Below are 23,377 nucleotides of genomic sequence, written 5' to 3'. Positions count from 1 at the left end.
AAATAGAGATCAGGACTCGGACGAGAAGGTCGGAGTCTCCAGCCCCTGCATCGGGGGCTTGTTCGGATCGGCCACTCGCTCCATCGCTGCCTTGGCCAGGAAGGCGCCGGCAGTCGCGACATCCTCATGCACCGCCAGGATTTCGCGCCGGAACCGGCGCAGGAAGGGCACCGCCTCCTTCGAGAACAGATCGACATCTGCGCCCACCTTGCGGCCGCTGTCCTCCACCGCCGCCACGACCGCCATGCAGGCGGTGGTCGAGGCCGAGATGACCCCGTCAATTCCGGGATCGCGGGTCAGTTCCTCGGCCATCCGCGACTGGATATGTGCCGAGGTGTCGTCCGAGGTGACACCTTCTGCGACCCGGCAGGTGATCCCGGAGGCGGCGCATTGCCGTGTCGCGCCATCGACCATGTTCTGCGCATAGTTCTGTCCCATCGGCGGCGCCACGATCAGCACATTGCGGCGGCCACGACGGGCCAGTTCCTCGCAGGCGATCTCGCCGAAACGGGTGTTGTCGAAGTCGAACCAGGCGTGCCGGTCGCCCCAGACGCTGCGGCCATGGGTGGCAAAGGGGAAGCCGCGCTCCAGCAGCCAGGCGATCCGCGGATCGCGCGGTTCGATCTGGTTCAGGATCAACGCATCCGCCGATTGCGTCTCGACCACGTAGCGGACCGGAACCATCGGGTCTTCCGAGGGGAAATAGGGGGTCACGATCATGTGGTAGGGGGTCGAGCGCAGCCCTCCGGCGATCGACGAGATCAGCCGCGCGGTGTGGTTCATCACGTCATGGTCGGTAGAGAGCACCAGCGAGATCACGTTGGTCTTGCCGGTGCGCAGCCGGACTCCGGCCCGGTTGGGCCGATAGCCGACCCGGTCGGCGGTCTCCTGGACCCGGCGCTTCGTCGCCTCGCCGATGTCGGGGGCGTCATGCAGCGCCCGGCTGACCGTCGCCACCGCCAGCCCGGTGAGTTGCGAGATGGTCTTCAGCGTCGGGCGCCCGACCGATTCGGTCTTGCCCCCGACACCGGCCTTCGGGGCGGGATCCGGGGGCGTGTCAGCCATGACCTGTCGCGGAAATTTGTCGCTGCGCTGCAGCGTTAACGCAATCATCAAGGCCCGATTCGACCGCCCGGACAGCCGCAACGCCCGGCTGCAACAACGGGGCCGGCAAGGGGATTTCCAACGCTTTCGCGGGTGCAGAATGCAGGGTGTTCATGGCCAAAGATATATCCACGGGACCGGTACGAATCCAGCTTGATCGGGAAAACTATAACGTTATAGCTTGTTGCAATAACGTTTCAGACCCCAGGGAGGACCAATGACAATGAAACGGATTTCCTCGATTGTTAGCGCAATCGCACTGGGCGCCGCGGGCGCCGCAAATGCCACCGATCTGGAGGTCACCCATTGGTGGACGTCCGGTGGTGAAGCCGCCGCGGTGGCAGAGCTGGCCAAGGCGTTCGACGCCACCGGCAACCACTGGGTCGATGGCGCCATCGCCGGTTCGGGCGGTGTCGCGCGGCCGATCATGATTTCGCGCATCACCGGCGGCGACCCGATGGGTGCCACCCAGTTCAACCACGGCCGCCAGGCCGAGGAACTGGTCGAGGCCGGGCTGATGCAGGACCTGACCGAAGTGGCCGAGGCCGAAGGTTGGAGGGACATCATCAAGCCGGTCTCGCTGCTGGACGGCTGCACCATCGACGGCAAGATCTATTGCGCCCCGGTGAACATCCACTCCTGGCAGTGGCTCTGGCTGTCGAACGCCGCCTTCGAGAAGGCCGGTGTGCCGGTTCCGAAGGACTGGTACGAATTCGTCGCCGCCGCTCCGGCGCTGGAAGAGGCCGGGATCATCCCGCTGGCGATGGGCAACCAGGCGTGGCAATCCTCGGGCGCCTTCCAGGTTCTCGCCATTGCCGTCGCCGGGACCGAAGCCTGGACCAAGGTCTATATCGACAAGGACGCCGATGCGGCGGCCGGGCCGGAATTCGCCAAGGTCTTCGCTGCCGCGGCCGAAGCGCGCAAGATGCGGGCCAAGTCGAACGTGCAGGACTGGAACCAGGCGACCAATCTGGTCATCACCGGCCAGGCGGCCGGGCAGATCATGGGTGACTGGGCGCAGGGCGAATTCGCCGTGGCCGGTCAGGTTGCCGGCAAGGACTATACCTGCCTTCCGGGTCTCGGCCTGAACGACATCATCTCGACCGGTGGCGACGCCTTCTATTTCCCCAAGTCGGATGATCCGGAAATCACCAAGGCGCAGATGGTTCTGGCCTCGACGCTGGTGGCCAAGGACACCCAGGTGGCCTTCAACCTCAAGAAGGGTTCGCTGCCGATCCGCGGCGATGTCGATCTTGCGGCCGCCAACGACTGCATGAAGAAGGGTCTGGAAATCCTCGCTTCGGGCAACATCCTGCCCGACCCGAACCAGACCATGTCTCCCGACACCAACGGTCAGATCGAAGACCTGATGACCCAGTTCTGGGCTTCGGAGGACATGAGCGCCGAAGACGCGCAGGCGAAGTTCGCCGAGATCATCGGCTCCGCCGACTGATCCCGACGTGATCGCGGACCGGCCCCGATCGGGGCCGGTCCTTTCCGTCTTTCCGACCGAGAACCGGACCGCCCCGCGGGGCAGGGCCGGCAGGGCCCGGGACAGGGCCCAGCAGGGGGCATCATGGCAGATACGACCAGTTCATTGAGCGGGACCGGATCGGTGCCGCAGACACGGGACCGGACCGAGCGGCGGGTGCTGCTGTCGCTGGTCCTGGCCTTCGTCACCTGGCTGATTCAGGCCGTCGGTGTCGGCCCGGTGCTGAACCTTCTGGGGCAGGCTGTGGCCCTGGGCATCGAGAACCTCTTCGGTTGGGTCCATATCCGGATACCGGTGCTTTCGGCCTATCAGTCGCTGCTCGACACCGCGACCGAGACGCTGGGCTTCCTGCGTTATCTGCCCTGGGCCGCGCTGGCCCTGGCGGCGCTGTTCGTCGGGCTGCTCTTTCGGCAGGGTGACGGATTTCGATGGGCCGGCAACCGTCTGGCGCGCAAGAGTGTCGGCTGGATCGTCGCGGCCGCGCTGCTGCTGCTCGCCATGGCGCTTTCGTCGCTGATCGATGACTACGGAAAGGTCGGCAAGGTCGTTGCCGGATTCGCCACCCGGAACGGGGCTTTCCTGGCCGCCTTCTGCCTGGTCGCGGCGCTGGCGCTGGCGGTGATCGGCAGTTCCGGCATCCTGGTCACACGCGCCGGGGCGCTGGAGCGGGTGCTTGTCGGCAATGTCACCGCCAAGGTCGCCGCCCTGCCGATGATCCTGGTCGCCATGGGCATCTTCTTCGGCGGCACGATCTGGACCATTGCCTATTCCTTCACCAACTCGAAACTGCTGCCGAAGGAGCATTTCGTCGGTTTCGATCAATATGCCCGTCTCTGGGGTGAGCCGCGCTGGATGGTCTCGATCGAGAACCTGGCAATCTACGGCGTGCTGTCGCTGATCTTCCAGCTTGTGATCGGGTTTCTGCTGGCGGTTCTGCTGGACCAGAAGATCCGGTTCGAGAACACCTTCCGCACCATCCTGCTCTATCCCTTCGCACTCAGCTTCATCGTCACCGGGCTGGTCTGGCAATGGATCCTGAACCCCGATTTCGGGGTCCAGCACATCGTCCGCAGCATCGGCTTCGAGAGCTTCGTCTTCGATCCGATCTATGATGCCAGCATCGTCATCTACGGCGTTCTGCTGGCGGCGCTCTGGCAGGGGACCGGGCTGGTCATGTGCCTGATGCTGGCCGGATTGCGCGGCATCGACGAGGATATCTGGAAAGCGGCAAGGATCGACGGCATCCCGGCCTGGAAGACCTATCTGATGATCATCGTGCCGATGATGCGGCCGGTCTTCATCACCACCCTGGTCATCATCGCGGCGGGGATCGTCAAGGTCTACGACCTGATCGTCGCGCAGACCAGCGGCGGGCCGGGCATCGCCTCGGAAGTTCCGGCGAAATACGTCTATGACAAGATGTTCCTGGGCCAGAACCTCGGCCAGGGCTTCGCCGCATCGACCATGATGCTGCTGTCGGTCCTGATCGTGCTGATCCCCTGGGCCTATCTCGAATTCGGAGGCAAGAAGCGTGGTTGACATCGCCCCCCATGCCCATCAGCCGGTTGCGGACGGCCCCCGCGGGAAGCGGCCCAAGCCCCTGTTCTCGCTGCGCAATATCGTCGTCTACGGAACGCTTCTGCTGGTCTCGGCCTATTACCTTGTGCCGCTCTACGTGATGATCGTCACCTCGCTGAAGACGATGGAGGAGGTGCGGCTGGGCAATGTCTTCTCGTTCCCCCGCGACATCACCTTCGCGCCCTGGGTCAAGGCCTGGGCCGAAGCCTGCACCGGGCTGAACTGTGACGGCCTGTCGCGCGGCTTCGCCAACTCGGTCTGGATCCTGGTGCCCTCGGTTCTGCTCTCGATCATCGTGGCCAGCGTCAACGGCTACGCGCTGGCGAACTGGAAGTTCAAGGGTGCCGACATCTTCTTCACCATCCTGATCTTCGGGGCCTTCATCCCCTATCAGGTGATGCTCTACCCGGTGGTCATCGTGCTGCGCGAACTGGGTGTCTACGGCACAAGAACCGGGCTGGTGATCGTTCACACGATCTTCGGGATGCCGATCCTGACGCTGCTGTTCCGGAACTACTTCACCAGCGTGCCGGAAGAAATCTTCAAGGCGGCGCGGGTCGACGGGGCAGGGTTCTGGACCATCTTCCTGAAGATCATGATGCCGATGTCTCTGCCGATCTTCGTCGTGGCGGTGATCCTGCAGGTCACCGGCATCTGGAACGATTTCCTGTTCGGCGTGGTCTACACCAAGCCGGACACCTATCCGATGACGGTGCAGCTCAACAACATCGTCAACTCGGTGCAGGGCACCAAGGAATACAACGTCAACATGGCCGCGACGATCCTGACCGGGCTGGTGCCCCTGGTCGTCTACTTCATCTCCGGCAAACTCTTCGTCCGCGGCATCGCCGCCGGCGCCGTGAAAGGCTGACTCCATGGGAACCTCCATCTCTGTCCGCGACCTGGTTCTCAGCTTCGGCTCGGTTCAGGTCCTGAAGAAACTGAACCTCGAAGTTGCCGATGGCGAATTCATCGTGCTGCTGGGTTCGTCCGGCTGCGGCAAGTCCACGCTTCTGAACTGCATCGCCGGTCTGCTCGACATCACCGACGGTCAGATCTGGATCAAGGAAAAGAACGTCACCTGGGCCGAGCCGAAGGACCGCGGCATCGGCATGGTGTTCCAGAGCTACGCGCTCTATCCGCAGATGACGGTGCGCGGCAACCTGTCCTTCGGGCTGAAGAACCAGCGCCTGCCCAAGGCCGAGATCGACAAGCGGATCGCCCGCGCCGCCGATGTCCTGCAGATCGAAGCCCTGCTCGACCGCAAGCCCGGTGCGCTCTCCGGCGGCCAGCGCCAGCGGGTCGCCATCGGCCGCGCGCTGGTGCGCGACGTGGATGTGTTCCTGTTCGACGAGCCGCTCTCGAACCTCGACGCCAAGCTGCGCGCCGATCTGCGGGTCGAGTTGAAGCGGCTGCACAACCAGCTCGAGAACACCATGATCTACGTCACCCACGATCAGGTCGAGGCGATGACCCTTGCCGACCGGATCGCGATCATGCGCGGCGGCCAGATCATGCAGTTCGCCAGCCCGAAAGAAATCTACTCGCGCCCGGCCAACAGATATGTCGCGGATTTCATCGGCTCGCCGGCGATGAACTTCGTCGAAGGCACGGTGGCCGACGGCGCCTTCACCTGCGCCGGGCACAGCATTCCGCTTGACGGCTACGAGTTCACGCCGACCGGAAGGGCCGGCGGTCCGGCCTGGTTCGGCATCCGGCCCGAGCATATCCAGACCGGCGAACAGGCCGAGGCGATGCCCTTCCGGACCGAGGTCGAGGTCGATCTCTGCGAACCGATGGGCGCCGAGACCCAGGTCTGGGCCAGTTTCGCCGACATGCAATTCCGCTTCCTGGTCGATTTCGCCCTTGACCTGAAGCGTGGCGACAAGGTTTCGGTCGGCTTCGACCCGGCCCGCGCCTCGTTGTTCCACAAGGGCAATGAAGAACGGATGTAGCGCCATGAACCTGGCCGGAGACTGGAGCCTGCGCGACGCGTCGGGCGAATATGATGTGCCGATGGCGCTGCCGGGCGACGGGATTTCGGCGCTGCTGAAGGCCGGCCGGATCGAAGACCCCTATCGGGGCCGCAACGAATACGCCACACGCTGGATCGCCGAACGCGACTGGACCGCCAGCCGCGAGTTCGATCTGGACGATCCGAAGGTGGTGCTGGTGATCGAGGGGCTGGACTGCGTGGCCGAGGTCCGGGTCAACGGCCAGCTGGTGCTCTGCGCCGCGAATGCCTTTCGTGTCCACCGGGTCGATCTTTCGGATGTCGCCCGCGAAGGCCGGAACCGGATCGAGATCCTGTTTCGTTCGAACCCGGCCGAGGCCCTGGCCCGCGCCGGGGCGCAGCCCTACGAGATCCCCTATTCAAAGAACTGCCCGATCGCCTATCCGAACATGCTGCGCAAGCCGCAATGCGATTTCGGCTGGGACTGGAACATCGCCCTGGCGCCCTTCGGCGTGCTGGACGGAATCCGGATCGAACCCAAGCCACGGTACCGGATCGGCGGCATCCTTGTCAGCCAGAGCCACAAGGGCAAGACCGCCCGCGTCAAGGTCTCGGTCCTGATCGAGGCCGAGCGGCCCTTGCCCTTCGACTGGGCCGTCAGCCTCTGCGGCCAGACCGTCAGCGGTCATTCGGTCTTTGCCGATTTCAGTGACCGGATCGAGGCCGAGCTGACCCTGAAGAATCCCGAGTTGTGGTGGCCGAACGGGCAGGGGCCGCAGACCCTGCACGAGTTGACCGTCACGGTGGGAGAGGAAACCCAGACCCGCCGCATCGGCCTGCGCGACCTGAAGCTGGTGCTGGACCCGGACAGGTCGGGCGGAGGCAGCGGTTTCAAGTTCCGCGTCAACGGCCGGGACATCTTCATTAAGGGCGCCAACTGGATTCCGGCCGATGCCCTGCCGTCGCGGATCACCCGCGAGGCGACGCGCGATCTTCTGCAATCGGCCTGCGACGTGCACATGAACATGATCCGGGTCTGGGGCGGCGGCCGCTATGAGCCGGACTGGTTCTACGATCTCTGCGACGAGATGGGCCTGCTGGTCTGGCAGGACTTCATGTTCGCCTGCTCGCTCTATCCCTCGGATGACGGCTTTCTTGACGAGGTCTCCGAAGAGGCGCGCGAGGTGGTTCTGCGACTGAACCACCATGCCGCGCTGGCGCTCTGGTGCGGCGACAACGAACTGCTGGGCGCGTTGCTCTGGTATCCCGAGACACGCGACAACCGCGACCGCTATCTGGTCGCCTATGACCGGCTGAACCGGACCATCGAGTCGGCGCTGAAATCGACCCAGCCCGAGGCGCTCTGGTGGCCCTCCAGCCCCAGCCCGGGCTACATGAACTTCGGCGACGCCTGGCACAGCGACGCCTCGGGCGACATGCATTTCTGGTCGGTCTGGCACGAGGGCCGCGACTTCGACCACTACCGGGATGTCGCGCCGCGCTTCTGTTCGGAATTCGGCTTCCAGTCCTATCCCTCGATGGAGGTGATCCGGACCTTTGCCGAGCCGAAGGACTGGAACATCGCCGCCCCGGTCTTCGAGAGCCACCAGAAGAATGACGGCGGCAACGCCCGGATCGCCGAGACCATGTTCCGCTATTTCCGCTTCCCGATGGATTTCGAGAATTTCGTCTGGCTCTCGCAGGTCCAGCAGGGGCTGGCGATCAAGACCGCGGTGAGCCATTGGCGCAGCCTGAAGCCGCATTGCATGGGCACGCTCTACTGGCAGCTCAACGATACCTGGCCGGTCTGTTCCTGGTCCTCGCTGGATTATGGCGGCGGCTGGAAGCTGCTGCACCACATGGCCCGCAGCTTCTTCGCGCCGGTGCTGGTGACGGCGGTTCCGCACGCGGGCGCGATCCGGCTGGTGGCGGTCAATGACCGGCCCGAGGCGGTCGAGGTCTCGGTCACGGCCTATGCGACCCGGATGGACGGCTCCGCGCGCGAACTTGGCAAGGGCAGTGCCCGGGTGGCCGGCAAGGCGGTGACGCTGGCGGAGATCCCGGCGGACAGCCTGGCGGCAGACGAGGTGCTGACCTACGGCTACGAAGGCTCGGACGGCACCCATGCCGGGGACATCCATGCGCCGCTGCCCTGGAAGGCCTATGACCTGCCCGACCCGGGCCTGAGCCACAAGGTCGGTCGCGACGGCGCCGACTATGTCCTGACCCTGACGGCGCAGGCGATGGCCTTCTTCGTGACCGCCGAGGCCTCGGTGCCGGGACGCTGGGACAGGGCCGCGATCCACCTTGGGCCGGGGCGTGAATTCCACCTGCGCTTCACCCCGCAAACAACTGGCGCCACGCCCGAATTCACCCTACGAGACCTCTATTCCGCGACCTATGGAGGGACCAAGTGAAACGCACCGAAGTCAATGACATCATCGAGGCATCCGACGCCTTCATCCGCAGCTTCGGCTATATCCTGCCGCCCTTCGCCTATTGGTCGCCGGATGAGCTGAAGGCCCGCGTCGGCAGCGACAGCGCGATGATCCGCGATCATGCCCTGGGCTGGGACATCACCGATTACGGGCAGGGGAAGTTCGCCGACCTGGGGCTGTTTCTCTTCACCGTCCGCAATGGCTCGGCCGCCAATGTGAAGTCCGGAATGGGGATGCTCTACGCCGAGAAGATCATGATTTCCCGGCAGAACCAGATCAGCCCGATGCACCGGCACAACCTCAAGACCGAGGACATCATCAACAAGGGCGGTGCGACGCTGGTGCTGGAACTGTTCAAGGCGGCGCCCGACGGCAGCATCGACGAGACTGCCCGGGTCCGGGTCCGCACCGACGGCTCCTGGCGCGAACAGGCCCCCGGCGCGCATCTGGCGCTGGCCCCGGGCGAAAGCGTGACGCTGGAGCCCGATTGCTGGCATGCCTTCTGGGGCGAGGACGGCGACGTGCTGATCGGCGAGGTCTCGAACGTCAACGACGACCGCACCGACAATATTTTCCGTGACCCGATCGGCCGTTTCTCGGCGATCGAGGAAGACACCGCCCCCAAGCATCTTCTGGTTTCGGACTATGACAACTGGCTACGTTAAGAACGTGCCATAACCATATGGGTTACAAGGATAACTGACATGACCGACTTCTCCTACCAGCTCTATTCGTCGCGCAATTTCGGGCCGTTGCCGGAAACCCTGAAGATGGTCGGCGATCTCGGTTATGCCCAGGTCGAAGGGTATGGCGGGCTTTACGCCAATCTCTCGCAACTCGACCAGCTCAAGGCCGATCTGGCCGCCAACAATCTGGCGATGGCGACAGGGCATTTCGGCTTTGACATGGTGTCGGGGCAGGCGGACAGGGTGCTCGAAATCGCCAGGGCGCTCGACATGAAGGGTGTGTTCGTTCCCGCCCCGCCGACGCCGGATTACCGCGAGGGCAAGGGCGACTGGGCCGCCTTTGCCGCGCAGATGGCCGAGGCCGGCAAACCCTATTGGGACGCCGGCCTGGAATTCGGCTACCACAACCACAATTGGGAATTCGGCGGCGATGCCGAAGACAAGCCGATCGACCTGATCCTGAACGCGGCGCCCGGCATCAAGCTGGAGTTCGACGTCGCCTGGGCGGTGCGGGCCGGGCAGGACCCCTGGGCCTGGATCGAGAAATACAGCGACAAGCTCTATGCCGCCCATCTCAAGGACCTGGCGCCCGAAGGCGAATGTCCGGATGAAGACGGCTGGGCCGATGTCGGGCACGGCACCATGGGCTGGCAAGCGCTGTTTCAGGCCCTGAAATCGGCGGGCACCCGGCTCTTCGTGATGGAACATGACAACCCCAGCGACGACCGCCGCTTCGCGACCCGGTCGATCGAAGCCGCGAGGAACTTCTGATGGGCGAAAAGCTTGGCGTCGGCATCATCGGTTGCGGCAATATCTCGGCCGCCTATCTGAGATTGGCCCCGACCTTCAAGGCCCTGGATGTCCGCAAGGTCGCGGATGTGAACCACGCGGCAGCCGAGAGCCGGGCGGCGGAGTTCGGCGTTGCCGCGGTCTCGACCGAAGACCTCCTGGCAGCGGATGACATCGACGTGGTGGTCAATCTGACCATTCCCGAGGTGCATTTCGCGGTCACGAAGTCGATCCTCGAAGCCGGCAAGCATGCCTATGGCGAAAAGCCCCTGGTTCTGACCATGGAGCAGGGAGAGGACATCCGAAAGATCAGCGAGGCCAAGGGGTTGCGGGTCGGTTCCGCACCGGACACCTTCCTGGGCGGCACCCATCAGCTGGCCCGGCACCTGATCGACGAGGGCAAGGTCGGCAAGATCGTCGCCGGCACCGCGCATGTGATGAGCCACGGGATGGAGCATTGGCATCCGAACCCGGACTTCTTCTTTCAGCCCGGCGCCGGCCCGGTGCTGGATGTCGGCCCCTATTACGTCACCAACCTGATCCAGTTGATCGGACCGGTGAAGCGGGTGGTGGCGCTGGCAAGCTCGGCGACGCCGACCCGGACGATCCTGACGCCGGGCCCGCGCCAGAACGAGCAGATCCCGGTCGATACACCGACCAATGTCCATGCCCTGCTGGAGTTCCACTCGGGCGCCACGATCACCCTTTCGGCGTCCTGGGACGTCTGGGCGCATCGGCATCCCAACATGGACCTCTACGGGATCGAAGGGTCGATCTTCGTGCCGGACCCGAACTTCTTCGGCGGGCCGTTGCAAATCGCCGGGCGCGATGGTGTGATACACGAGGCCGAGGGCTGGGATCACCCGTTCGGCGTGCCGAACCAGGAACACAAGCAGGGGATGATGGCCAATTACCGCACCGCGGGCCTTGCCGACATGGCGCAGGCCATGGTGGAGGGTCGGCCGCACCGCTGCTCGCTGGAACTGGCCCTGCACGCGGTCGAGGTGATGACCGGCATCCTGAAATCCGGCGAGATCGGCAGTTTTGTCGAGATGACCACGACCTGCGACCGTCCGGCCGCCCTGGGTCCGGAAGAGGCCCGCGCCCTGCTGGCCTAGGAGTCCGGCGGTTCCGACCGGGGCCGCCTTCTGAACGGAGAGAGATGATGAGCTATACCCCCGCTGCCGACCGCTATGAAAAGATGGTTTACCGCCGCTGTGGCAGTTCGGGGCTGAAGCTGCCCGCGATCTCGCTGGGGCTGTGGCACAATTTCGGCGGCGACACGCCGCATGAATTGAAGCGCGAGCTGTGCCGCACCGCCTTCGATCTCGGCATCACCCATTTCGACCTGGCCAACAACTACGGCCCGCCGCCGGGCAGTGCCGAGACCGCCTTTGGCGAGATTCTCCGCACTGATTTCAACGGCCTGCGCGACGAACTCGTCATCTCCTCCAAGGCCGGCTACGGGATGTGGCCGGGGCCCTACGGGGAATGGGGCAGCCGGAAATACCTGATCTCCTCCTGTGACCAGAGCCTCAAGCGGATGGGGCTCGACTATGTCGATATCTTCTATTCGCACCGCTTCGATCCCGACACGCCGCTGGAAGAGACCATGGGCGCGCTGGACCATATCGTCCGCTCGGGGCGGGCGCTCTATGTCGGCATATCCTCGTACAACTCGCAACGGACCCGCGAGGCCGCCGCCATCCTCAAGGACCTGGGCACACCCTGCCTGATCCATCAGCCGAGCTATTCGATGATCAACCGCTGGGTCGAGCGTGACGGGCTGAAACAGACACTGAAGGATCTGGGCATCGGCTCGATCGCCTTCTCGCCGCTGGCGCAGGGGATGCTGACCGGGAAATACCTCAAGGGGATCCCGGAAGGCAGCCGCGCGACGCAGGGCAAGAGCCTCAACCCCGATCTGGTCAGCGAGAAGGCGATTGCCAATCTGAACGCGCTGAACGAGATCGCCCAGGCGCGCGGGCAGACCCTGGCGCAGATGGCGCTGGCCTGGGTGCTGCGCGACGGCGGAATCACCACGGCGCTGATCGGAGCTTCGAAATCGCGCCAGATCGAGGATTGCGCCGGTGCCGTGAAGAACTTGAACTTCACCCCGGAAGAGCTTGCCAAGATTGATGAATTTGCCGATGAGGACGGAATAAACCTGTGGGCGAAGTCCTCGGAAGGGGCCGGCCAATGATCCGAAACCCGGTTCTGCCCGGTTTCCATGCCGATCCCTCGTTCTGCCGGGTCGGCGAGGACTACTACATCGCGACCTCGACCTTCGAATGGTATCCCGGCGTGCTGATCTATCGCTCGCGCGATCTGGTGAACTGGGCGCTTGTCGCCCGGCCGCTGGACCGCGCGGACCTGCTCGACATGCACGGCAACCCGGACAGCTGCGGCATCTGGGCGCCCTGTCTCAGCCATGCCGACGGCCGGTTCTGGTTGGTCTATACCGACGTGAAGCGCTATGACGGCGCCTTCAAGGACGCGCATAACTACATCACCAGCTGCGAAACCATCGACGGCCGCTGGCGCGACCCGATCTATGTCAATTCCTCGGGCTTCGACCCGTCGCTGTTCCATGACGAGGACGGGCGGAAGTATTTCGTCAACCAGCAGTGGAACCACCGCGGGCGCGGCACCGGCGGCAATCCGAAACACGACAGTTTCGACGGCATCCTCTGCCAGGAATGGTCCGAGTCCGAGGGCCTGATCGGGCCGGTGAAGAACATCTACCCGGGCACCGATCGCGGCCTGACCGAAGCGCCGCACCTGTTCCGCCGCAACGGCTGGTACTACCTGACCACCGCCGAGGGCGGCACCGGCTATGACCACGCGGTGACGCTGGCCCGCAGCCGCTCGATCTGGGGCCCCTACGAGGACCATCCCGACAAGCATGTCATCACCTGCGCCCATGCGCCCGATCATCCGATCCAGCGTTCCGGCCACGGCCAATATGTCGAGGGTCCGGACGGGCAGGGCTGGCACAGCTTCCTGATGGGCCGGCCGATACAGGGGCCCGACGGCAGCGGCCGCTTCTGCCCGCTGGGCCGGGAAACCGGGCTGGAGCGGGTCGTCTGGCGCGACGACTGGATGTATCTCGAAGCCGGCGGGCAATTGCCGCGGGTCGAACTGCCCGGCCCGACCGGGGCCGAAGCGCCGGCGCCCGAGCCCGAGATCACCGTCTTCGACAGCGACCTGCCGCCGCAGTTCCAGTGGCTGCGGACGCCGGAGACGGATCGCATCTTCCGGCTCGACGGGGCGCTGATCCTGATCGGGCGCGAAAGCATCGGTTCGTGGTTCGAGCAATCGCTGGTCGCCCGCCGCCAGCAGCATTTCCGCTATGCCGCCGAATGCAGCATGGAATTCGCGCCCGAGACCTATCAGCAGGCTGCCGGGCTGACGACCTATTACAACCGGAGCAAGTTCCATGCCCTGATGGTCAGCCACGAGCCGGGGATCGGTCGGGTTCTGACCATCCTCAGCTGTCCCGGCGACTGGCCGAACGGGGCGCTCAGCTTTCCGCTCGAAGCGCCGCAGCCGCTGGCCGACGGCCCGGTCGAACTGCGGGTGACGGTCGATCATGCGGCGCAGCAGTTCTTCTGGCGCCAGGGCGGCGACTGGCAGCCGATCGGCCCGGTTCTGGACGCCAGCGTGATCTCGGACGAAGGCGGGCGCGGTGAACATGGCAGTTTCACCGGGGCCTTCGTCGGCATGGTCGCCTTCGACATCACCGGTCGGGGTCGCGAGGCGCGTTTTTCCCGTTTTGCCTATCTTCCCGAAGACTGATGGCGGCACATCTCTGCATTCGCGACCACGCGACGAACAAGGCGCGCATCCTGCTCAGCACCGAGACCCTGATCGAGGCGCCGAACTGGACCGCCGACGGGGCCCTGATCGTCAATGGCGACGGGCGTCTGTTCCGGGTGCCGCTGGAAGCCCCGGAACTGCAGCCGATAGACACCGGTTTCGCGACCCGGCTGAACAACGATCACGGCCTGTCGCCGGATGGCCGGACGCTGGCAATCTCGGACGCCACCGAGACCGGACAGAGCGTGATCTACACCTTGCCGGTCGGCGGCGGCACGCCGCGACGCGTCACCGCCGAGGCGCCCTCTTGGTGGCACGGCTGGGCGCCCGACGGGAACCAGCTTGCCTATGCCGCGGCACGCGATGGCGGCCCGGTCCGGATCGCGACCTGTGCGCTCGACGGCAGCGACGAGCAGCTGCTCACCACGGGATTCGATCATTGCGACGGGCCGGACTATACCCCGGACGGGCGCTGGATCTGGTTCAACGGCGAAAGGGGCGGGCAGGTCTGTCTCTGGCGGATGCGGCCCGATGGCTCGGAACTGCAGCGGATGAGCGGCGACGGGCTGGTCCACTGGTTCCCGCATCCCTCGCCGGACGGCCGCCGGGTGCTCTATCTGGCCTTTCCCCCCGGGACCCGGGGCCACCCGCGCGGCTGCGAGGTCGAACTGCGGCTGATGCCGGCCGAGGGCGGGCCGCCGCAGATCGTCGAAACCCTCTTCGGCGGTCAGGGAACCATCAACGTGCCCTGCTGGGCTCCGGACGGACGGGCCTTTGCCTATGTCGCCTACGATCGGCCCTGACGCCGTTCTCCATTTGTCGGACCACGGCCTTGCGCCTCCCGCCAAACCCCGTAAATCTGGCGCTGATAGCGGTAACCGGGCGAGTCCCGCCAGCCAAGGGGAACATGCATGTATCTAGGACTGGACCTCGGAACCTCGTCCCTGAAGGCGATCGTGATCGACGAATCGCAACGAGTGTTGGCCGAAGCCACCGCAGCGTTGAGCGTCGAGCGCCCGCATGAGGGCTGGTCGGAACAGAACCCCGACAGCTGGATCGCCGCCGCCGGCGCAGCCATGGCCGACCTGAAGAACCGAACCGACCTCTCCGGCGTCAAGGGCATCGGTCTCTCGGGCCATATGCATGGCGCGACGCTGATCGGCGCCGATGACAGGGTCTTGCGGCCCTGCATCCTCTGGAACGACACCCGCAGCCATGTCGAGGCCGCCGAGCTTGACGCCGACCCGGATTTTCGCCGGCTGACCGGCAATATCGTCTTTCCGGGCTTCACCGCGCCGAAACTGCTCTGGGTCGCCCGGCATGAGCCCGGGATCTTCGGAAAGACCGCCAAAATCCTGTTGCCCAAGGATTATCTCCGTCTCTGGCTGATCGGGGATCATGTCGGCGAGATGTCCGATGCCGCCGGCACCTCCTGGCTCGACACCGGGGCGCGCGACTGGTCGGACCAACTGCTGGAAAAGACCGGGCTGGACCGGGCCAGGATGCCGCGGCTGGTCGAAGGCGCGGCGGTCTCGGGCCGTCTGCGCGATGCGCTGGCCGCCGAATGGAGCCTGCCGAAGGGTGTGCCGGTGGCGGGCGGCGGCGGCGACAACGCCGCGGCCGGCGTCGGGCTGGGGGTGATCCGGGCCGGGCAGGCCTTTGTCTCGCTGGGCACCTCGGGCGTGCTCTTTGCCGCCAATGATGGCTATCAGCCCGATCCGGCGACCGCGGTGCATACCTTCTGCCATGCGCTGCCCGGCAAATGGCACCAGATGGGGGTGATCCTCGCCGCCACCGACGCGCTGAACTGGTTCGCCCGGCTCACCGGCAGCAGCCCGGCAGAGCTGACCCGCGGGCTCGGCCCCCTTCAGCCGCCCGGCAAGCCGGTGTTCCTGCCCTATCTGGGCGGCGAGCGGACGCCCCTGAACAATGCCGCGATCCGGGGCAGTTTCATGGGGTTGGAGCATGCCACCGACAGCGCCGCGGCGACCCGCGCGGTGCTGGAAGGCGTCACCTTCGCGCTGCGCGACTGCCGCGATGCGCTGGCCGCCACCGGCACCGAGATCAACCGGTTGCTGGCCACCGGGGGCGGGGCGCGTTCCGACTACTGGCTTTCGGCCATCGCCACGGCGCTGAACACGCCGGTCGATCTGCCGGCTGCCGGGGATTTCGGCGCCGCCCTGGGCGCGGCCCGGCTCGGCCTGATCGCGGCGACCGGCGCCAGCCCCGAGGATGCCGCCCCGATGCCTCCCGTCGCCCGCCAGATCGCCCCGGACCGGACCCTCGCCAACGCCTTCGACGATGCCCATGCCCGCTGGCAGGCGGCCCGCGACGGGCTGGTCGGCATCGCGCTGGACTGAGCGGGTGTCTCTTTGCCTTTCAAATACTCCCGCCGGAGGCTCCGACCGTGCCACCGGCGCTCCATCCGCCGTGGCGACCGACCTTGCCACGCAGTCCCACCCGAGCGTTCCGCCGCAGGCGGGCCGCGAGACATCTCCTGCCGCACCCGGCGCGGCGCATCTGCAACGAGGGCCAAGACCATGAGCGACTTCTTCAAGGGAATCCCGAAGATCACCTATCAGGGGCCGGAGGCCGGCTCGGAATTCGCCTTCCGGCACTACGACAAGGACGAGGTGATCCTCGGCAAGCGGCTGGAGGATCACCTGCGGTTCGCCGCCGCCTACTGGCACAGTTTCGCCTGGCCCGGCGGCGACCCGTTCGGCGGGCAGACCTTCGAGCGCCCCTGGTTCGGCGAGACGCTGGACCATGCGAAGCTCAAGGCCGATGTCGCCTTCGAGATGTTCGACATCCTCGATGTGCCCTTCTTCTGCTTCCACGATGCGGATATCCGGCCCGAGGGCGGATCGTTTGCGGAATCCCTCGACAATTTCAACGCGATCATCGACATCTTCGAAGAGAAGATTGCCGCGGGTCGGACCCGGCTGCTCTGGGGCACCGCCAATCTCTTCTCGCATCGCCGCTTCATGTCCGGCGCCGCGACCAACCCGGACCCGGATGTCTTTGCCTGGTCGGCGGCGACGGTGAAGGCCTGCATGGATGCGACTCATCGGCTGGGCGGCGAGAACTATGTGCTCTGGGGCGGACGCGAGGGCTACGAGACCCTGATCAACACCGACCTGACGCGCGAGGCCGAACAGGCCGGGCGGTTCCTGCAGATGGTCGTCGAGCACAAGCACAAGATCGGCTTCAAGGGCACGATCCTGATCGAGCCGAAACCGCAAGAGCCGTCAAAGCACCAGTACGATTACGACGTCGCCACCGTCTATGGTTTCCTCAAGCGCTTCGGGCTGGAGAACGAGGTCCGGGTGAACATCGAGCAGGGCCATGCAATCCTGGCAGGGCACAGTTTCGAGCACGAGATCGCTCTGGCCGCCAGCCTCGGTATCTTCGGTTCGATCGACATGAACCGGAACGACTACCAGTCCGGCTGGGACACCGACCAGTTTCCCAACAACGTGCCCGAGGTCATGCTGGCCTATTACGAAATCCTCAAGGCCGGCGGCTTTACCACCGGCGGCACCAATTTCGACGCCAAGCTGCGGCGCCAGAGCCTGGACCCGGAAGACCTGATCCTGGCCCATGTCGGCGGCATGGACACCTGCGCCCGGGCCTTCAAGGCAGCGGCGCGGATGTTCGAGGACGGCAAGCTGGAAGCCGCCCGGGCCGAGCGTTACGCGGGCTGGAACAGCCCCGAGGCGCAGGCGATGCTGAAGAGCGGGACGCTCGACAGCATTTCCGAGCGGGTGCTGGCCGACGGGATCGACCCGCAGCCGCGCTCGGGCCGGCAGGAACGGCTGGAGAACCTGATCAACAGCTATCTCTGAGCGATCGCGCTTGTTGCAGGGCAGGGCTTGCCTTCGCGGATTGACTTGACCCATTTCGCGGGGGTTTCCCGTTGCGCATGGGGCCTGCCGAGGCCCGGCCTGTCGGCGAGTCCGGGGAAGCCGTCGTCAGCCGAACACCGGGGCCGTTGTCCGGCGCGGCGGGCCGCTCAGTCGCGCAGCCGCAGCCCGGCCTTGTCGAGTTCCGGTCCCAGCACTTCCAGCGCCTTGGGTCCGAACCCGTGCAGGGCCAGCAGCTCGGCCCGGCTGAAGCGTTCCAGGTCGCGCATGCTCAACACCCCGGCGCCGTGCAGCGCCCGGCGGGCCGGCTTGGCAATCCGTTTCGGAAGGTCCAGTGCTCCCGGTTCGCTTCCGCCCATGCCATCACCTGTTGCCTTGGATGCCCGAGAGGATAGCACGATTCGCGGATTGCCAGGGCCTGCGTTGCCTGTCGCGTCGGGGCAGGTTATGGCCGGCCGGGAAGGGGACCGAGAGATGAGCGATATCTACATCCTGCGCCATGGCCAGACCGAATGGAACGCCGCCCGGCGGATGCAGGGCGCGCTCGACAGCCCGTTGACCGAACTGGGACGGGCGCAGGCGCGGCGGCAGGGCGAAATCCTGCGCGAACTCGGGGCCGACGGGCTGCCGGTCCATGTCAGCCCGCAGGGGCGGGCGCAGGCGACCGCGGCGCTGGCACTGCCCGAGGCAAGACCGATCACCGATGCAAGGCTGCGCGAGATCAGCCTCGGCGCCTGGGACGGGCTGACTGCCGCCGAGATCGCCGCCCAGGGCGGCACCGGCCCCGAGGCCTTCGGCGAAGGCAGGGGTTTCTTTTGGTATGACACCACGCCGGGCGAGGGATTCGAAGGGGTCGCGGCCCGGGCGCGGTCCTTCGTGGCCGATCTGCAAGGCCCGGCGGTGATCGTCACGCATGGCATCACCTCGATGTTCCTGCGCGGTGCGCTGCTGGGCCTGTCGATCGAGGAGATTGCCGAACTGCCGGGCGGGCAGGGGGTTGTGCACCACCTGAAGGACGGCATCGCGCGGCGGCTGGAATAGCTGCACTGCGCGGCGGGGCGGCCCCCTTGCTCTGGCCCCGGCCTTCGGGCTAGACCGAGGCCCGGTCCGGCTGGTCCCGAGCGGGTGATTAGCTCAGTTGGTAGAGCACTTCGTTTACACCGAAGATGTCGGGAGTTCGAGCCTCTCATCACCCACCAGCCGGACACCGGCGCCGGAAGGCGCAGCCACGGGCCCGGGCGATGCCGGGGCAGGGGCCCTGGACGGGAATCAGCCGCAGATCTTCACCAATGACCAACCTGCCGGGATAGATCGCGGCGATTTCCCGGCGCATATCTTCCAGCGGCCCGAGACGGTGGGCAGGGACTCGCGTCCGACGGCAGTTTCGTCGGTATCTTCCCGCGGCCCTGCAGCGGGTTGAGCATCGGAATCGCGGTCGGCTTCCGGGGGCCGTGGTCCCTGGCAACCGGGTCGAGCCGGGCGCGGACGGCCGGAACGCGGCCGTCTGACCGCGGTTTTCGGGGCTCGGGACGGGGCCGGAAATGCCTCTGCCGGGCAGGGTTTTCGGTTTCCGTCACATCTTGGTCGATTTGGGCGAAGATTAGTGTTGACGCCCCCCGACGCTTCCCCTATCTCGCCCCTCACGCGCGGTTGTAGCTCAGTTGGTTAGAGTACCGGCCTGTCACGCCGGGGGTCGCGGGTTCGAGTCCCGTCAACCGCGCCACTTCCCTTCCCGCAGATGCACGGCATATGGCTGTGTGCTTCGGCGGATGCCCCTTCCGGGCATCGCCACGGGAAAGGGAACCGCGCTTTTCCGTCAACGGGCAGGACGACGCCACGGCGCTCACCGAAAGGTGGGCTTTCGGCGAATTGTCCTCGGGCCGGAAGCCGGGTAAAGCGGGTGAGCACCGGCAGGAGGCGCCATGTCGCTCTGGGAATACGCCAATCCGCGCAAATTCATCGAGACCACCGAGAAGCTGGTCCCGGCGCTGTCGGTGCTGGCCGTCGCGGCGCTGGCCACCGGGCTGATCTGGGGGTTCTTCTTCACCGGGGACGAGCGCCGGATGGGTGCCTCGGTCAAGATCATCTACATTCATGTGCCCTCGGCGATGATGGCGATCAACGCCTGGGTGATGATGCTGGTCGCCTCGCTGATCTGGCTGATCCGGCGGCATCATGTCAGCGCCCTGGCGGCTCGGGCGGCGGCGCCGGTGGGCGCGGTGCTGACCCTGATCGCGCTGGTCACCGGCGCCTTCTGGGGCCAGCCGACCTGGGGCACCTGGTGGGTCTGGGATCCGCGGCTGACCTCGTTCCTGATCCTGTTCCTGTTCTACCTGGGCTACATGGCGCTCTGGAGCGCCATCGAGGCGCCGGATACCGCCGCCGACCTGACCTCGGTGCTCTGCCTTGTCGGCTCGGTCTTCGCGGTGCTGTCGCGCTATGCGGCGGTGTTCTGGTCGCAGGGCCAGCATCAGCCGGCCTCGCTGTCGCTCGACAAGAAGGAAAACGTGGCGGACGTGTTCTATTTTCCGCTGCTGGTCTCGATCGCCGGGTTCATCCTTCTGTTCCTTGCATTGGTGCTGGTGCGGACACGGACCGAGATCCGGCTGCGGCGGTTGCAGGCGCTGGACGCGCGGGAGCGGATGGCCTGATGCCCGATCTTGGGAAATACGCCTTCACGGTGCTCAGCGCCTATGGCGCGACGCTGCTGCTGCTGGGCGGTCTGGTGCTGGTGACCTGGGTCCGGGCGCGGTCGGTGCGGCAGCGCCTGGCCGAGGCCGAACGACGCAGGGAGGCCGGAAATGGCTAAAGTCTCGCCGATGATGATCCTGCCGCCGCTGCTTTTCGCGGGGCTCGTGGCGGTGTTCCTCTGGGGCATGGGACGGCAGGACCCCGATGCCCTACCTTCGGCCCGCGCCGGGGGCCCGGCACCGGAGCTGAGCGTGGTGGAACTGGGCGATCATCCGGGCTTCGATGCCGCCGACCTGTCGGCGCCCGGGGTCAAGCTGGTGAACTTCTGGGCCTCCTGGTGCGCGCCCTGCCGGGCAGAGCATCCCAACCTCAAGGCCCTGGCCGAAGAGGGGATCACCATCTACGGGATCGACTACAAGGACCCGCCCGAGAAGGGCATCGGCTTCCTGGCCGAGATGGGCTCTCCCTATGCCGGGGTCATGGCGGACGCCAAGGGCCGGACCGGGCTCGACTGGGGAATCTACGGGGTGCCCGAGACCTTCGTGATCGACGGCGACGGAAAGATCGTGCTGCGGTTCGCCGGGCCGCTGACCCAGCGGTCGATCGAGGACACGCTGCGCCCGGCGCTGGCCAAAGCGGCGGGGGAATAGGCCCGCCTCTGGCTCAGCCCTTTCGGTGCCGTCGGGCCAGCCGCAGCAGGATCGCCCCCAGGATCAACGCCACCAGCCCCGCCGAGACCGCGCCCGAGAAACTGCCGGCCAGCTCTGCCATCTGCTCGAACCGGTCGGCAAAGCCATAGCCGGTGCCGACATAGACGGTGACCCAGACCATCTCTCCCAGCACGCCCGCCGTGGTGAAGGCCAGCCAGCCCATCCCGGTGGCGCCGCCGATGAAGTTGACATAGGGACCCAGCGGCGAGAACAGCCAGCGCGACAGGAACACCCCCAGCCGGCCGCGGCGCGCGGCATAGTCCTGCGCCCGCTCCAGAAGCGCCTTGGCGGACCTGTCCTTGGCCAGCCGCCAGACAGCGTCACGGGCATAGCGTCCGATCTGGAACCCGACCTGATCGCCCAGCACCGCGCCCGAAAACGCGCCCAGTATGCAGGTGGACAGCAGCAGATCACCGCCTGCGGCAAAGGCCCCCGCCGCCAGCATCAGCAACGAGGCCGGAGCCGGCAGGGCCAGGCAGGACAGGAAGGTCGCCAGAAACAGCAGGACCGGCCCCCAGCTTGGCACCAGACCGAGCAGCAGGTCGGTCATGGGTCGGTCTTCTCTGGCGCTGGCGGGGCCGGGGCCGGCTCGGGCGGCGGGGCAGGTACGAAATCCGGGCTCGGCGGCGGAGGCAGAGGCGGCATGCCCTTCAGTGCCCGGTGCATCAGCGCCGCTTCCTCGATGCTGGCCGCCAGTTCCTCGACGGTCCGGCCTTGATCGCGGGCGATCTGTTCCAGTGTCCGCCCCTTGGCCGAGCCCGGCTCGATGCCGAGCGCCGCTCCCAGCACTTCCGGCGGCAGGTGCCAGCCATGCGCCACCAGCCGCGGCGTCATCCAGCCCTCGATCGGGGGATCGGGCGGCGGCGCCCCGAACAGCGGCATCAGCAACAGCCCCCGCACCGCGAAGACGCATGTCAGTGTCAGCGCCGCCAGGAAGGCGAGGCTGAGCAGCCGGTGGCGGTGCCAGAGGATTTTCAGGGCGGTCATGGCGTCACTGTCCGGGGGCCGGGCGGCGGGGTCAAGTCACGGTCGCTAATGCGACAAGGCGCGCATGCCGCGGGTCAGGCCCTCCAGGGTCAGCGGCACCATGCGGTCGGGGTCCAGGATCTGCCGGATCATGCCGATCGAATGGGTATGTTTCCAGCTCGATTCGGGAAGCGGGTTGATCCACAGATGCCGTGGCCAGTGCCGGGCGAAGCGCCGCAGCCAGGTCTCGCCGCTTTCTTCGTTGTAATATTCGTTGGCCCCGCCCGGATAGCTGATCTCGTAGGGCGACATCGCGGCATCGCCGACAAAGATCGCGTGCCAGTCCGAGTTGTAGGTCCGCAGCACCTCCCATGTCGGTGTCCGCTGGTCCCAGCGTCGGCGATTGTCGCGCCAGAGTGCCTCGTAGGGGCAGTTGTGGAAATAGAACTGCTCGAGATGCCGGAACTCCGACTTCGCCGCCGAGAACAGTTCCGAGGCCAGTCGCACATGCGGGTCCATTGAACCGCCGACATCAAGAAACAGCAGCACTTTCGCGGCGTTGCGCCGCTCCGGCCGAACCTGGATATCCAGCCAGCCATGCTCGGCCGTGGCCCGGATCGTTCCGTCGAGGTCCAGTTCCTCGGCCGCGCCATCGCGCGCCCATCTGCGCAACCGGCGCAGCGCCACCTTGATCTGCCGCGTGCCGATCTCGATCTGGTCGTCGTAGTCGCGGAACTCGCGTCGGTCCCAGACTTTGACCGCCCGCTGATGCCGGCTCTCGGACTGGCCGATCCGCACCCCTTCCGGATTGTAGCCATAGGCCCCGAAGGGCGAGGTGCCCGCCGTGCCGATCCATTTCGAGCCGCCCTGATGCCGGCCCTTCTGCTCTTCCAGCCGTTTGCGCAGCGTCTCCATCAGCTTCTCGAACCCGCCCAGGGCCTCGATCTCGGCCTTTTCCTTGGCGGTCAGATGCCTTTCGGCCAGCTTCTCCAGCCAGTCGGCGGGCAGATCCATGGCCTCGAGCACCTTCTCGACGCTCACCGCCTCCAGCCCCTGGAACGACTCGGCAAAGGCGCGGTCGAAGCGGTCGATGTGCCGCTCGTCCTTCACCATGGTCAACCGGGCGAGGTAGTAGAAGGCCTCCACGTCATAGGTCGCCAGGCCCTGCGACATCGCTTCGAGAAAGGCCAGGAATTCCCGCAGCGACACCGGAACGGCGTGGCGGCGAAGGCTGTCGAAGAAGGGCAGGAACATCAACGACCCCCAAGGTATCACGGCCGGCCGCAG

General features: G+C 66.0%; 22 protein-coding genes and 2 tRNA genes. 19 read left to right on the top strand and 5 right to left on the bottom strand.

The window, feature by feature from the left end:
* Positions 1–9: 9 nt before the first annotated feature.
* Positions 10–1,065: a LacI family transcriptional regulator gene (locus NUW50_RS19170; RefSeq protein WP_258290782.1), complete on the bottom strand. Its 1,056-nt coding sequence runs from the start codon at positions 1,063–1,065 to the stop codon at positions 10–12.
* 262 nt (positions 1,066–1,327) lie between these two features.
* Here NUW50_RS19170 and NUW50_RS19165 point away from each other — a divergent pair, with 262 nt between their 5' ends.
* The 13 genes from NUW50_RS19165 (at position 1,328) to xylA (ending at position 17,705) form a co-directional block, all read left to right on the top strand.
* Positions 1,328–2,557, top strand: a complete 1,230-nt coding sequence (locus NUW50_RS19165) for an ABC transporter substrate-binding protein (RefSeq protein WP_258290852.1) — start codon at positions 1,328–1,330, stop codon at positions 2,555–2,557.
* A gap of 750 nt (positions 2,558–3,307) precedes the next feature.
* Positions 3,308–4,135 (top strand): carbohydrate ABC transporter permease, encoded by an 828-nt coding sequence (locus NUW50_RS21525; protein ID WP_258290851.1) that lies wholly within the window; start codon positions 3,308–3,310, stop codon positions 4,133–4,135.
* Positions 4,128–5,045 (top strand): carbohydrate ABC transporter permease, encoded by a 918-nt coding sequence (locus tag NUW50_RS19155; protein ID WP_258290781.1) that lies wholly within the window; start codon positions 4,128–4,130, stop codon positions 5,043–5,045. Before NUW50_RS21525 ends, NUW50_RS19155 begins: the two co-directional genes overlap by 8 nt.
* Positions 5,046–5,049: 4 nt before the next feature.
* A complete protein-coding gene (locus tag NUW50_RS19150; RefSeq protein ID WP_258290780.1) occupies positions 5,050–6,129 on the top strand; it encodes an ABC transporter ATP-binding protein in 1,080 nt (359 codons plus the stop codon).
* A gap of 4 nt (positions 6,130–6,133) precedes the next feature.
* A complete protein-coding gene (locus tag NUW50_RS19145) occupies positions 6,134–8,545 on the top strand; it encodes a beta-mannosidase (protein ID WP_258290779.1) in 2,412 nt (803 codons plus the stop codon).
* Positions 8,542–9,231 carry a D-lyxose/D-mannose family sugar isomerase gene (locus NUW50_RS19140; RefSeq protein ID WP_258290778.1) on the top strand — a complete coding sequence of 230 codons (690 nt, stop codon included), beginning with the start codon at positions 8,542–8,544 and terminating at the stop codon, positions 9,229–9,231. Before NUW50_RS19145 ends, NUW50_RS19140 begins: the two co-directional genes overlap by 4 nt.
* Before the next feature lie 39 nt (positions 9,232–9,270).
* A complete protein-coding gene (locus tag NUW50_RS19135; RefSeq protein WP_258290777.1) occupies positions 9,271–10,023 on the top strand; it encodes a sugar phosphate isomerase/epimerase family protein in 753 nt (250 codons plus the stop codon).
* On the top strand, positions 10,023–11,159 hold the full coding sequence (locus tag NUW50_RS19130) for a Gfo/Idh/MocA family protein (RefSeq protein WP_258290776.1): 1,137 nt from the start codon (positions 10,023–10,025) through the stop codon (positions 11,157–11,159). Before NUW50_RS19135 ends, NUW50_RS19130 begins: the two co-directional genes overlap by 1 nt.
* Before the next feature lie 47 nt (positions 11,160–11,206).
* The gene (gene mgrA, locus NUW50_RS19125) at positions 11,207–12,244 is read left to right on the top strand and encodes an L-glyceraldehyde 3-phosphate reductase (protein ID WP_258290775.1); all 1,038 of its coding nucleotides are present in this window, start codon (positions 11,207–11,209) and stop codon (positions 12,242–12,244) included.
* A complete protein-coding gene (locus NUW50_RS19120) occupies positions 12,241–13,839 on the top strand; it encodes a glycoside hydrolase family 43 protein (RefSeq protein ID WP_258290774.1) in 1,599 nt (532 codons plus the stop codon). The genes mgrA and NUW50_RS19120 overlap by 4 nt, the downstream gene beginning before the upstream one ends.
* The gene (locus NUW50_RS19115) at positions 13,839–14,663 is read left to right on the top strand and encodes a TolB family protein (RefSeq protein WP_258290773.1); all 825 of its coding nucleotides are present in this window, start codon (positions 13,839–13,841) and stop codon (positions 14,661–14,663) included. The genes NUW50_RS19120 and NUW50_RS19115 overlap by 1 nt, the downstream gene beginning before the upstream one ends.
* A 108-nt stretch (positions 14,664–14,771) precedes the next feature.
* Positions 14,772–16,220 (top strand): xylulokinase, encoded by a 1,449-nt coding sequence (gene xylB, locus NUW50_RS19110; RefSeq protein WP_258290772.1) that lies wholly within the window; start codon positions 14,772–14,774, stop codon positions 16,218–16,220.
* Positions 16,221–16,400: 180 nt separating this feature from the next.
* Positions 16,401–17,705, top strand: a complete 1,305-nt coding sequence (gene xylA / locus NUW50_RS19105; protein ID WP_258290771.1) for a xylose isomerase — start codon at positions 16,401–16,403, stop codon at positions 17,703–17,705.
* Positions 17,706–17,872: 167 nt separating this feature from the next.
* Here xylA and NUW50_RS19100 read toward each other — a convergent pair whose 3' ends face one another.
* On the bottom strand, positions 17,873–18,082 hold the full coding sequence (locus NUW50_RS19100) for a hypothetical protein (protein ID WP_258290770.1): 210 nt from the start codon (positions 18,080–18,082) through the stop codon (positions 17,873–17,875).
* 115 nt (positions 18,083–18,197) lie between these two features.
* Between NUW50_RS19100 and NUW50_RS19095 the strand changes: the two genes are divergently transcribed.
* The 6 genes from NUW50_RS19095 (at position 18,198) to NUW50_RS19070 (ending at position 21,064) form a co-directional block, all read left to right on the top strand.
* Complete coding sequence (locus NUW50_RS19095) at positions 18,198–18,764, top strand: histidine phosphatase family protein (protein WP_258290769.1); 567 nt, start codon at positions 18,198–18,200, stop codon at positions 18,762–18,764.
* Positions 18,765–18,846: 82 nt separating this feature from the next.
* Positions 18,847–18,922 (top strand) — tRNA-Val (locus NUW50_RS19090).
* Between the two features lie 447 nt (positions 18,923–19,369).
* Positions 19,370–19,446, top strand: a tRNA-Asp gene (locus NUW50_RS19085).
* A gap of 199 nt (positions 19,447–19,645) precedes the next feature.
* Positions 19,646–20,374 (top strand): heme ABC transporter permease, encoded by a 729-nt coding sequence (locus NUW50_RS19080; RefSeq protein ID WP_258290768.1) that lies wholly within the window; start codon positions 19,646–19,648, stop codon positions 20,372–20,374.
* Positions 20,374–20,532, top strand: a complete 159-nt coding sequence (gene ccmD / locus NUW50_RS19075) for a heme exporter protein CcmD (RefSeq protein WP_258290767.1) — start codon at positions 20,374–20,376, stop codon at positions 20,530–20,532. Before NUW50_RS19080 ends, ccmD begins: the two co-directional genes overlap by 1 nt.
* Complete coding sequence (locus tag NUW50_RS19070) at positions 20,525–21,064, top strand: DsbE family thiol:disulfide interchange protein (protein ID WP_258290766.1); 540 nt, start codon at positions 20,525–20,527, stop codon at positions 21,062–21,064. Before ccmD ends, NUW50_RS19070 begins: the two co-directional genes overlap by 8 nt.
* Positions 21,065–21,077: 13 nt before the next feature.
* Here NUW50_RS19070 and NUW50_RS19065 read toward each other — a convergent pair whose 3' ends face one another.
* Genes NUW50_RS19065 through NUW50_RS19055 form a run of 3 tightly spaced genes read right to left on the bottom strand, consistent with a single transcriptional unit; the run spans position 21,078 to position 23,344 of the window.
* Positions 21,078–21,674 carry a DedA family protein gene (locus NUW50_RS19065; RefSeq protein WP_258290765.1) on the bottom strand — a complete coding sequence of 199 codons (597 nt, stop codon included), beginning with the start codon at positions 21,672–21,674 and terminating at the stop codon, positions 21,078–21,080.
* Positions 21,671–22,111, bottom strand: coding sequence for a hypothetical protein (locus NUW50_RS19060; RefSeq protein WP_258290764.1), 441 nt, complete (start codon positions 22,109–22,111; stop codon positions 21,671–21,673). Before NUW50_RS19060 ends, NUW50_RS19065 begins: the two co-directional genes overlap by 4 nt.
* A gap of 45 nt (positions 22,112–22,156) precedes the next feature.
* Positions 22,157–23,344, bottom strand: a complete 1,188-nt coding sequence (locus NUW50_RS19055) for a vWA domain-containing protein (RefSeq protein WP_258290763.1) — start codon at positions 23,342–23,344, stop codon at positions 22,157–22,159.
* Between the last annotated feature and the right edge of the window lie 33 nt (positions 23,345–23,377).

Source organism: Frigidibacter sp. ROC022 (assembly GCF_024723735.1).
Classification (GTDB): domain Bacteria; phylum Pseudomonadota; class Alphaproteobacteria; order Rhodobacterales; family Rhodobacteraceae; genus SLM-1.
This window is presented reverse-complemented; position numbering and strand designations above follow the sequence as displayed.

Coding starts and splice junctions, on each gene's coding strand:
- NUW50_RS19170 (WP_258290782.1), bottom strand. CDS start 1,065: ATGGCTGACACGCCCCCGGATCCCGCCCCGAAGGCCGGTGTCGGGGGC.
- NUW50_RS19165 (WP_258290852.1), top strand. CDS start 1,328: ATGAAACGGATTTCCTCGATTGTTAGCGCAATCGCACTGGGCGCCGCG.
- NUW50_RS21525 (WP_258290851.1), top strand. CDS start 3,308: ATGATCCTGGTCGCCATGGGCATCTTCTTCGGCGGCACGATCTGGACC.
- NUW50_RS19150 (WP_258290780.1), top strand. CDS start 5,050: ATGGGAACCTCCATCTCTGTCCGCGACCTGGTTCTCAGCTTCGGCTCG.
- NUW50_RS19145 (WP_258290779.1), top strand. CDS start 6,134: ATGAACCTGGCCGGAGACTGGAGCCTGCGCGACGCGTCGGGCGAATAT.
- NUW50_RS19135 (WP_258290777.1), top strand. CDS start 9,271: ATGACCGACTTCTCCTACCAGCTCTATTCGTCGCGCAATTTCGGGCCG.
- NUW50_RS19130 (WP_258290776.1), top strand. CDS start 10,023: ATGGGCGAAAAGCTTGGCGTCGGCATCATCGGTTGCGGCAATATCTCG.
- mgrA (WP_258290775.1), top strand. CDS start 11,207: ATGAGCTATACCCCCGCTGCCGACCGCTATGAAAAGATGGTTTACCGC.
- NUW50_RS19120 (WP_258290774.1), top strand. CDS start 12,241: ATGATCCGAAACCCGGTTCTGCCCGGTTTCCATGCCGATCCCTCGTTC.
- NUW50_RS19115 (WP_258290773.1), top strand. CDS start 13,839: ATGGCGGCACATCTCTGCATTCGCGACCACGCGACGAACAAGGCGCGC.
- xylB (WP_258290772.1), top strand. CDS start 14,772: ATGTATCTAGGACTGGACCTCGGAACCTCGTCCCTGAAGGCGATCGTG.
- xylA (WP_258290771.1), top strand. CDS start 16,401: ATGAGCGACTTCTTCAAGGGAATCCCGAAGATCACCTATCAGGGGCCG.
- NUW50_RS19100 (WP_258290770.1), bottom strand. CDS start 18,082: ATGGGCGGAAGCGAACCGGGAGCACTGGACCTTCCGAAACGGATTGCC.
- NUW50_RS19095 (WP_258290769.1), top strand. CDS start 18,198: ATGAGCGATATCTACATCCTGCGCCATGGCCAGACCGAATGGAACGCC.
- NUW50_RS19080 (WP_258290768.1), top strand. CDS start 19,646: ATGTCGCTCTGGGAATACGCCAATCCGCGCAAATTCATCGAGACCACC.
- ccmD (WP_258290767.1), top strand. CDS start 20,374: ATGCCCGATCTTGGGAAATACGCCTTCACGGTGCTCAGCGCCTATGGC.
- NUW50_RS19070 (WP_258290766.1), top strand. CDS start 20,525: ATGGCTAAAGTCTCGCCGATGATGATCCTGCCGCCGCTGCTTTTCGCG.
- NUW50_RS19065 (WP_258290765.1), bottom strand. CDS start 21,674: ATGACCGACCTGCTGCTCGGTCTGGTGCCAAGCTGGGGGCCGGTCCTG.
- NUW50_RS19060 (WP_258290764.1), bottom strand. CDS start 22,111: ATGACCGCCCTGAAAATCCTCTGGCACCGCCACCGGCTGCTCAGCCTC.
- NUW50_RS19055 (WP_258290763.1), bottom strand. CDS start 23,344: ATGTTCCTGCCCTTCTTCGACAGCCTTCGCCGCCACGCCGTTCCGGTG.